This is a genomic window from Methanobrevibacter sp. (assembly GCF_045126245.1).
In the GTDB taxonomy this organism is placed as follows: Archaea; Methanobacteriota; Methanobacteria; order Methanobacteriales; family Methanobacteriaceae; genus Methanocatella.
This window is the reverse complement of record NZ_JBGVOG010000045.1, coordinates 1-9,886: the sequence shown is the minus strand read 5'-3', so window position 1 is coordinate 9,886 and position 9,886 is coordinate 1. Positions and strand designations below refer to the sequence as shown.

9 protein-coding genes and 1 pseudogene are annotated in these 9,886 nt (G+C 33.8%); 4 read left to right on the top strand and 6 right to left on the bottom strand.

All coding sequences use genetic code 11. The features are described from left to right. Positions 1 to 543: hypothetical protein (locus ACJMLZ_RS03655; protein WP_405304004.1), on the bottom strand; the 543-nt coding region annotated here is incomplete at its 3' end. Positions 544 to 1,402: 859 nt separating this feature from the next. On the opposite strand from ACJMLZ_RS03655, the gene ACJMLZ_RS03650 reads away from it, so the two are divergent. Further along, on the top strand, positions 1,403 to 2,515 hold the full coding sequence (locus ACJMLZ_RS03650) for a radical SAM protein (RefSeq protein ID WP_405304003.1): 1,113 nt from the start codon (positions 1,403 to 1,405) through the stop codon (positions 2,513 to 2,515). A 164-nt stretch (positions 2,516 to 2,679) separates the two neighbouring features. Here ACJMLZ_RS03650 and ACJMLZ_RS03645 read toward each other — a convergent pair whose 3' ends face one another. The 3 genes from ACJMLZ_RS03645 to ACJMLZ_RS03635 all read right to left on the bottom strand — a co-directional run bounded on the left by ACJMLZ_RS03645 (position 2,680) and on the right by ACJMLZ_RS03635 (position 5,663). Beyond that, the gene (locus tag ACJMLZ_RS03645) at positions 2,680 to 3,204 is read right to left on the bottom strand and encodes an AAA family ATPase (protein WP_405304002.1); all 525 of its coding nucleotides are present in this window, start codon (positions 3,202 to 3,204) and stop codon (positions 2,680 to 2,682) included. After that, complete coding sequence (locus ACJMLZ_RS03640) at positions 3,205 to 3,981, bottom strand: ParA family protein (protein WP_405304001.1); 777 nt, start codon at positions 3,979 to 3,981, stop codon at positions 3,205 to 3,207. 380 nt (positions 3,982 to 4,361) lie between these two features. Further along, entirely contained in the window at positions 4,362 to 5,663 is a 1,302-nt protein-coding gene (locus tag ACJMLZ_RS03635) for a TrpB-like pyridoxal phosphate-dependent enzyme (protein WP_405304000.1), read from the bottom strand. Between the two features lie 90 nt (positions 5,664 to 5,753). Between ACJMLZ_RS03635 and ACJMLZ_RS03630 the strand changes: the two genes are divergently transcribed. Continuing rightward, positions 5,754 to 6,785 carry a DUF1786 domain-containing protein gene (locus ACJMLZ_RS03630; RefSeq protein ID WP_405303999.1) on the top strand — a complete coding sequence of 344 codons (1,032 nt, stop codon included), beginning with the start codon at positions 5,754 to 5,756 and terminating at the stop codon, positions 6,783 to 6,785. Position 6,786: 1 nt separating this feature from the next. After that, positions 6,787 to 7,446 (top strand): PHP domain-containing protein, encoded by a 660-nt coding sequence (locus tag ACJMLZ_RS03625; RefSeq protein WP_405303998.1) that lies wholly within the window; start codon positions 6,787 to 6,789, stop codon positions 7,444 to 7,446. A gap of 7 nt (positions 7,447 to 7,453) precedes the next feature. Here ACJMLZ_RS03625 and albA read toward each other — a convergent pair whose 3' ends face one another. Beyond that, complete coding sequence (gene albA / locus ACJMLZ_RS03620) at positions 7,454 to 7,729, bottom strand: DNA-binding protein Alba (protein WP_405303997.1); 276 nt, start codon at positions 7,727 to 7,729, stop codon at positions 7,454 to 7,456. 237 nt (positions 7,730 to 7,966) lie between these two features. After that, on the bottom strand, positions 7,967 to 9,505 hold the full coding sequence (locus tag ACJMLZ_RS03615; protein WP_405303996.1) for a 2-isopropylmalate synthase: 1,539 nt from the start codon (positions 9,503 to 9,505) through the stop codon (positions 7,967 to 7,969). A gap of 78 nt (positions 9,506 to 9,583) precedes the next feature. Here ACJMLZ_RS03615 and ACJMLZ_RS03610 point away from each other — a divergent pair. After that, positions 9,584 to 9,886 (top strand): annotated as a pseudogene (locus ACJMLZ_RS03610) (sugar phosphate isomerase/epimerase); the annotation flags it as partial.

Genomic DNA, 9,886 nt, shown 5'->3' with positions numbered 1-9,886 from the left:
AGCCCCTCCTTGGGTAGTAAATGTAGACATTAGATTTGGATTATTACGAGTTCCACCAACAACCCTTACATTTCTGATACTTGATACCTGAGGTTGAGGATACCAAGCTACAGTATAGGTTTGATTATTCAGATAGACTGTACCTCCACCATCTTCACTACACAATCTAATTGCTTCAAAAACAGCTTGAATAGTATTTCCTTGTGGTTCACGGTCACCAAGAATAGGCTCATCATTACTAGCACCAAGAATATTTAAACCATTCCCAGCGCGAAGCATTTCTAAATCTTCATCTTTTTCATCATTACTAGAACGCAATAGTTGTGTTCCATTATTAGTCAAACAATCATCAGTTTCAATTTCATCTATATCATTTACATTATTCAAATTTGCATCGATTGGATCAATATCAGAAATAGATATCGAATTAAGTTCGCCTGTGTTTTGTTCGTATGTTCCAATTTCACTTGCACTCGCAAATGAAAGTGAAAAAATCGTCAGTAATAGTATTAAAGTTAAAAACATTTCTCGCTTAAAACGCATATAATTCTCCCTTTTAAACAATCAAATACTGTTTAACTTTAATATAATGAAAACTTTTTGCCATTCAATAATAGAAAATATGTGAAAAAAAACATCCGTTGTTTAACTTACAAATGAAAACTTTTTGCCTTTTAATAATATGAAATATTTTGAAAAAAAACCTGAATTTCGATACAATAAAATACTAAAATTAGCACCTTATAGTACCAATTGATAATATGATTTTCAACATATATAAATATTTATATTATAGTCCAAAATGAGATTGACAGATACAATGAAAAATCTATAAAAGTTATAAAAAAAATAAAGAAATAACTAAAATCAGCCATATAAAAACCAATAATGGGAATTGATTTAAAATAACTGACCTGACTAAAAGCCAGTACTATATGTGTATAGCAAATAGTTATTTATGATTACTTATTATAGGAAAGTAAATCCCTAATTCCTTTCTACTTAATCGTGTTGACCTGAAATTAAATAGAAAGTCAATTGATCTTTTTTTACTAGGTATATGTCCTACTTGTTTGATCTTTTTTTAATAGGTATATGTCCTATAACTGAACCATAATTGCTCATGGTTAAGACATGTGTCAAAAGCCTTTCGATAGTTCCCTAAACTTAATTAGAAAGCTACCTAATCTCTGTTTTTTCAAATATTTAATACTATTTTTCAACAAATTTTTTCATTAACATACATGTCCTAATCATATCTGCTATAATCCAAACATATATGCATAACTATATAAAATTTTCATTAAATATAAATTTTATTATTTAATGTTGGGTAAATGTTACAAAATTCTGTTCGATATTGAACAAACAATTATATAATTGAACGAACAAATTGGTTATTATGGGTACTTTAGAAAAGATGAAAATCCTAACTGATTCGGCGCAGTATGACTTATGTGACTATGTCAGCCATAACAAGAGTTCACAGGTTAATTTGCCCGGCATTTATGAAGCCACAGGCCATAACGGCTGCAAGATTCCTCTTTTCAAAACTCTTTTGACAAACAAGTGTAAAAACGATTGCAAATATTGCATTAACCAATCGAAAAGAGACTTTATGAGACTTGAACTTTCACCTGAAGAGCTTGCAAAAGCATTTCTTGGATACTACAATAGAGGTCTTGTAAACGGCTTGTTTTTAAGTTCCGGAATTTCGGGAGATGTCGATTCTACAATGGAAAAACAGATTGAAACTGTACATCTGCTGAGAAACAAGTACGGATATGATGACTACATTCACCTGAAAGTTGTACCTGGGGCCAGCAAGGATTCTATCAGAAGGGCAATGGCGCTTGCAAATAGAGTCAGCATCAATATTGAAGCAGCTACACCTTCAGGTCTTGCTGAACTGTCATCTACAAAGGATTACAATAAGGACATACTGAAAAGATTATCCTGGATCAACAGTCTACAGCACAAAAGCACAACATATCCAAATTCTACACATACCACACAGCTTATTGTCGGTGCAAATGATGAAAGTGACAGGGAAATTCTTGAGAGAATGGAAAAAATCTACAAAAAATCAGAGCTGAAAAGGACATATTTCTCAGCATTCACCCCAATTGAAGATACTGAATTTTCATCTAAAGAAGCCTGTTCAACAGACAGAACAGCAAAATTATATAACGCTGACAGTCTGCTGAATGATTATCACTACAAGGTCAAGGAATTGGTATTTGATGAAAACGATAAGCTGTCACTTACCCAGGATCCAAAAATTCTGGCTGCAAAAAATATGGATATCTTCCCTGTAGAAATCAACTCCGCACCGCTCTATGAGCTGATAAGGGTACCTGGAATTGGTGTGAAATCTGCAAGAAAAATAATTTCTATTAGGAAAAAAATGCCTTTTACATCAAAAGAACAGCTTAGAAATTTGGGTGTTGTAGTGGACAGGGCAGAGCCATATATCAAAATAAGCGGTGAATTTCAAACTACATTTGAATTCTAGAATAATCTGTTAATATTTTTAAAATTTATATTGTTATGATTAAAATAACTCATCAACAAATATAAAATAATACATTTAGACAATAGATTTTATAAAATATACAATAGAATAACTCAAGTGTAAAAAAACCATCAAATAAAATATATTAAAAAAAGTAGAATATATTAATAATCATCAAATAATGCCCATATTTCAGGGTATTTTTTGGAAACCGCTTCATCAATTAAAATTGAGGCTTCCTTTGAAATGCTGAATTCAGGTTCGGTTTTCCTTAAATATCTAAACACAGCAGATGACCTTGAGGACCACAGGGTGATTCTTGGATTCTTATCGACAATTTCCTTAACTTCAGCTACGTGTTCTTCCTGGATTTTGATTTCTTGTGATGCCTGTACGCTCTCTTCGCTAGGTATACCGCCAGATATGTCTTCGGATGAGATTTCATCCTCATTATCTTCCTGATCATCTTTTAAAACCTCTTCACCATCATTTAAAGATTCTTTTTCAGAATTTTCTTTTTCCAACTGTTCAAATATATTCTCACTAGCACCTTCAGAAGATTCACCATCCTGGTTACCCTTCTCGTTTAACATGTCCTCCAGTGATTGAGGTGAATTACTATCAAAATCTTCATTATAAAACTCTGGAATAAGTGAATCTAATCCTTTACCAAGTCCTTTTCTAGCCATTTAATCCCCCCCATCTCTTTTTAAAATTTCTTTAGCTAATTTCAAATAAGCTTTTGTACCAGTACTATCAGGATCATAAATTAAACAAGGTTTACCAAAACTAGGAGCTTCGGCCAATCTGATATTTCTTGGAATAATAGTTTTAAAGAGCAAATCAGTTTCACCAAAGTAATTTTTAAGTTCTTTATGAACATCCTTGCTGAGTCTAGTCCTTCTATCAAATAAAGTTAGGAGAATTCCTTTAATGGGAGTCGGACTTCTTAGTCTTTTTTCGACTAATTTTATTGTATTAATTAAATCAGCCACTCCTTCTAAAGCATAATACTCAGCTTGGATAGGAATTAAAACGCTATCGGAGGCTACTAATGCATTTACAGTAATTACGCCTAATGAAGGAGGTAAATCTATAAAAATATAGTCAAATAACGGAACAACATCTTTTAAGGTCTCTTTTAAAACAATATGGTAATTATCACGTTTAGAAAGTTCCATTCCAGCGCCGCTAAGGGATATATTACTTGGGATAATAAACAAATTTTTTATAAACGTAGGAATTGTTGCTTTTTTAATACTAATATCCCCCATTAAAGCATCGTAAATGGTATTTTCTATTTTAGTTTTATCAATCCCAAAACTAGTTGTGGCATTAGCTTGAGGATCCATATCTACAACCAAAACAGATTTACCCAATACTGCCAGAGATGTTGCAGTATTTACAACAGTTGTTGTTTTTCCACAACCTCCTTTCTGATTCATCACCGCTACGACTTCACTCATTTAAAGAATTCTCCTTTATCTGATAAGTTTTAAGTTATTAGTTATGAATTATAACTTAAAATTAAGGTTCGAAAGAATAACATTAAATTATTCAGTAAATGTTAAAAGGATTAAGTTATAAATTTCGAACCTATGGGATAATTCATCAATTTTAACTCTAAGGGATAGGAATTATATTGTAAGTTAAAACTTTTAAATTATAAAAAATAAGTTCTAATAAATAACTTATCATAACTAACTTTTAACAAATAAGTTATATTTTATAACTTCTCTCTTATAAAGTATTTGTTTTCACAAATAAGTTATTTGTTAACACTTGCAAGTTATTAGTTATAAGTTATAAGAAATAAGTTCGAAAAAAATAAAAAAAAGGAGAAGGATTATTTAGCGTTAAGCATAGTTCCTTCAAAATAGCTAGCATATCCTTTCAAATCCAACATTCCATGACCTGAGAAGTTAAATACAATAGTTTTCTCTTCACCGGTTTCCTTACATTTAATAGCTTCATCCATTGCAGCCTTGATTGCATGAGTGGTTTCTGGAGCTGGAAGAATACCTTCATTACGGGCAAAACAAATTCCCGCTTCAAAGACATCTTTTTGATGTACAGATCTAGGTTGTATATATCCTTCTTTAGTTAAAAGAGAAACTTGAGGGGACATTCCATGATACCTTAAACCACCAGCATGAACAGATGGAGCAACAAAATCATGGCCTAAAGTAAACATTTTAAGCATAGGAGTAAATCCGTTTACATCACCGAAATCGTATTCATAACTGCCTTCAGTCAATGTAGGGCATGCGCTAGGTTCAACGGCAATGAACTGGGTATCGCTATTGCCGTCAATCTTATCCTTAATGAATGGGAACAATGATCCGGCAAAGTTGCTTCCCCCACCTGCACAGGCAATCATTACATCAGGCTCTTCTTCAGCAATTTCAAGTTGAGTTTTGAGTTCCTGACCGATAATAGTTTGATGCAGCATTACATGGTTTAAAACACTTCCCAATGAATATTTGACTTCTTCATTAGCTAAAGCCTCTTCCATCGCTTCGGAAATAGCCACTCCCAAAGAGCCCGGATGGTCAGGATTTTCAGCCAATATTTGACGGCCGATTTCAGTGTTTTCACTAGGTGAAGCAAAAACATTTCCGTTGTAAATGTTCATGATATTTTTCCTGTCAGGCTTTTGATTGAATGAAACCTTAACCATGTAAACGGTACAATCCAAGCCAAGCAAGTTGCAAGCAAGTGAAAGTGCAGTACCCCATTGTCCGGCACCGGTTTCTGTAGTCAACCTTTCAACACCCTCTTTTTTAGCGAAATATGCTTGAGGAATAGCAGAATTTAACTTATGTGAACCCGTAGGCGATGTATCTTCACGCTTGTAATAAATCTTTGCGGGAGTATTCAAATATTCTTCAAGTCTGGTAGCCCTAAACAATGGAGAAGGCCTACCCATTTGCATATAGAGTTCTCTAACTTCGTTCGGAATCTTAATATACCTGTCAGTAGCAAATTCCTGCTCTAGACCAGCCTTAGTAAAGGCTTTCTGTAAAGATGCAATTTGATCTTTGCCTTCACTGTTTTTAGGCATAGGAAGTTCTACAGGCAAGTCAGCATTAATATTGTACCATTGTTTAGGCACATCTTCGGATGATAAAGTAATTTTGTAATTCATAATAATAATCACATCAATGTACTATTTAAATCTTTTGTGTACAAAAATGTACAGTTTAATTATTAATAATATAAAAAACAATTAAAAATCATGAGAATTTTAGCTATTGATGTTGGTACCGGAACACAAGACATGATGATTTATGATACAGAAAAAGAACTTGAAAACTCAATAAAATTGGTTCTTCCTTCCCCTCACCTTTACATTTCACAGCAAATGAGAGAAATTGAAAATGACATCTATTTTAAAGGAGAAATAATGGGCGGAGGAAAAATTAAAAGAAGTATCCTGGAGCATATGGAGAAGGGATATAAAGTTGTAATGGAACCTGTGTGTGCCAGGACAATCCGTGATGATTTAAGTCAGGTAAAGGCAATAGGAATTGAAATTGCAGATGATACTAAAGAATATAAGGACTATACAAAAATCACAATGGGTGATATTAACATCAGAAAGCTATCAGAATTCCTTTTAGGCTATGATTTGGAATTTGATTTTGACAAAATTGCAATAGCTGTCCAGGATCATGGATATAATGAAAACATGGGTGACAGGGACTTCAGGTTTGAAAAGATAAGGGAAAAAATAACCGAACCGATTTCCCCATTGGAATTTGGATTTACAGATAACTTGCCTGATTATTTTACAAGGATGCAGGCAGTAAGAAGAACAATTGAAAAAGAGGGCATTGAAGATACTCCGCTGATAATGGATACAAAATTCGCTTCAATAGCCGGTATGTGTTTTGACGAAGTAGCTAAAAAGTTAAACAGTTTTATTGTAATTGATATCGGGAACGGACACACTACCGCTGCATCAATAGAAAACGGTAAAATACAAGGAGTATTTGAACACCACACATCAAGCTTAACCGGAGAATCACTGGAAAGATACATCAAAAGATTGGCATCCGGAGAGATAACACACGAGGAAGTTCATGAAGACCATGGCCATGGAGCCCATGTATTGAATCCGATATCCGAAATTGAAAAGGTAATAGTGAGCGGACCGAAAAGAGAGCTGATCGAAAAAACAAATCTTGACTGGCATCATGCAGCTCCGGGCGGAGACGTTATGATGACCGGTACTGTAGGTTTAATAAAAACTGCAATGGAAAGATAAAATGCTTAAGATGGATTCTCATATTCACAGTGAATACTCACCCGACTCTTCGTCAAAAATAGATGACATTATAAAAAAGGCAAAAATTGAAAACATTGACGTTATAGCCATAAGCGATCACAATACTGTTGATGGAACTGATGAAGTTGTTAAAAAAACAAGAAATACTGATATATTGGCAATTCCATCTATAGAGATTTCTTCGACTGATGGTCATATTATTGGATTTGGGTGCGAGGAAAATGTAGCCTCCAACTTAACACCTGAAGAAACAATAGACAAAATTCACGATTTAGGTGGTATTGCAATAATACCCCATCCATACTGTTTTTACAGGCATGGCCTGCTGCATAAAAGGGATTATAAAGATTTGAAATTTGATGCAATAGAGACAAAAAATGCCCGATTCATTGTTGGGTACTGCAATAGAAAAGCAAAAAATCTCTCAAAAAAAGAAAATGTACCCTCCCTTGGTGCAAGTGATGCACATTACTGGAAATTTGTCGGTGATTGCTATAGCCTAGTTGATTCTCAAAAGGACATAGACAGCATTTTAAAGGCAATATTGAAAAATAAAGTAGAAGCTCATGGAAAGGGCACTTCAAATATCTTACTGTCAAAATATTTATTTGAAAAAAATATTCAAAAGAAATTTGATTAAAAATAGATCAATTACCTCTTTCAATTAGAATCTCTATAATAGAAACGTTGGTTTTTTCATTGTTGTGATTTTCTATTTCTTCGGTTGAAATTCTAATATCAGCAACTTCAGCTTCTGGAACAAAACGGTTTCTGACAATCTCTGCAGCGTCAACAGCACGACTGATAGCTTTTCCTCTAGCTCTTATAAGAACGCTGTCAGAACCCTCATTAAATTGAGTTACTACAGCTAGAACATAATTCATAACAGGTTTGCTACCAACGAAAATTGTATTGTTTTCCATCTTAACTCACCATGTAAATATTAGTAAGTAGATGTATATAAAATTTTACATATAAATTTATGATAAAATCTAAACAAAGTATAAATTAAATTAAAAAATTTATAGAAATAAATAATAAAAAAACATGAAAAAATTAACATGAATAAAAATAAATAAATTTGTTAAATTTAATTCAATAAAAATAAAATAAATAGTACAACAAACAACTAATATTGAACATTTTTTAAAAATCAATAATTATGATGCTTTTTGAATCAATAATAATTTATTTATTGAGTCAAGTACAGCCAAAATACTTGCCATTACTATATCTTGATTTGTGGACCTGCCGGTAGACCGGTTTCCGAATGAATCGGAACTTACTACAAACACTTCAGCCAACGCATCAGTTCCTCCGGTAATAGCTTCCAAATTATATTCTTCAAGTTCAATATCCATTGTATCGCGAATCAATTCACGAATAGCATTTAATGCCGCATCAACAGGACCCACTCCAGTGCTGGCGGTTTCTTTTTCAACACCGTCAATTTCCAATTTAACTGTAGCTGTAGGAGATACTCCTGTACCTGAAGATAAACCTAATCCCTTTAAAATAATTGGAGTTTCACGGGCTGAAGAAAGTTCTGTAACTGCAATAGCTACCAAATCATCATCTGTTACGCATTTGCCACTATCACCTAAACTTTTTATCTCATCAAAGACTTTACAAAATTGATCATTATTTAAATCAATGTGAAATTCTTTTAATTTTGATTTCAATGCATTTGCTCCGGTGTGCTTTCCCAAAACAATACGTCTGGAATGGCCAACCAGCTCAGGAGACATAGGTTCATAGGTAAATGAATTATTCAAAATTCCATGAACATGAATTCCGGACTCATGAGAAAAGGCATTGTCTCCAACAATAGGTTTATTGACGGGCATCTTAACACCTGTCAAACGTCCAACCAATTTGGATAAACTGTATAATCTTGAAGTGTCCAAACCCAGATCAATTCCATAGGCGACCTTAAGTGTAATTACCAATTCTTCCAGTGAACAGTTACCTGTTCTTTCACCTAAACCATTGACAGTTACATGAGCCTGATTGGCACCGCATTCAAGAGCGGTTAGGGTATTTGCAGTGGCCAGACCGAAATCATTGTGAAAATGAACACTAATCGGAACATTGAAATGATTTTTGATGTAGGTAACTAATTCATGGGTATAAACAGGAGTCAATACACCTACGGTATCGGGAACATCCAAAATATCTACACCGGCATCAATAACTTCACCAAATACCTCTAATAGAAAGTCCTTTTCGGTTCTGGTTGCATCCTCAGCGGAAAATTCAACAGTCAAACCATGGTCTTTGGCATATTCCACAGCATTAACGGCATTTTCAATTATTTTCTCTTTTGACATTTTAAGCTTAAATTCGCGATGCAGCGGGGAAGTTCCAATGAAGGTATGAACATAATCCAAATCAGCGTCAATAACCGCATCAATGTCATTGTTTAAAGATCGTGCCAGACCAGCAAGAGTGGAATCCAAACCCAATGAAGCAATCTTTTTGGCTGATTCAACTTCACCATTGGAAGAGGCCGGAAAACCGACTTCTATTTTATCAACGCCCAAATTGTTGAGTTTTTGAGCTATCTGAATTTTTTCATCGACAGTCAAGGCGACACCGGGTGTCTGTTCACCATCCCTTAAGGTTGTATCAAAAATATAAATTTCATCTGCAAAATTCATATATTCACTTACCAATATTTTACCATCATATTTAGTCATTGAATTACTTCCCTTTAATATTAATTAATTATATTAAAATAAAGAGTTTTTATAGTTATTGAAAAAATATATTATAATATGAAACTTGGTTTTACAACATTGGCTTTATTCATGCAACCGAACGATGACATCATCAATTTAGCTAAAAAACACGAATTCGAAATGATAGAAATACTGGGCGAAGGTCCTTTTTTTGAAAGGGAAAATCTTGAATATGCTGACTGCGGACTGGACGTTAGAATACATGCCGCAACGGTGGACATTAACATAGCAAGCCTAAACAAGGGGATTAGAGCTGAAAGTGTAAAACAAATGATTCAATGCGGTCAATATGCCGAAAAGATAGGTGCAAAAACAATAACTGTGCACCCCGGAATAATC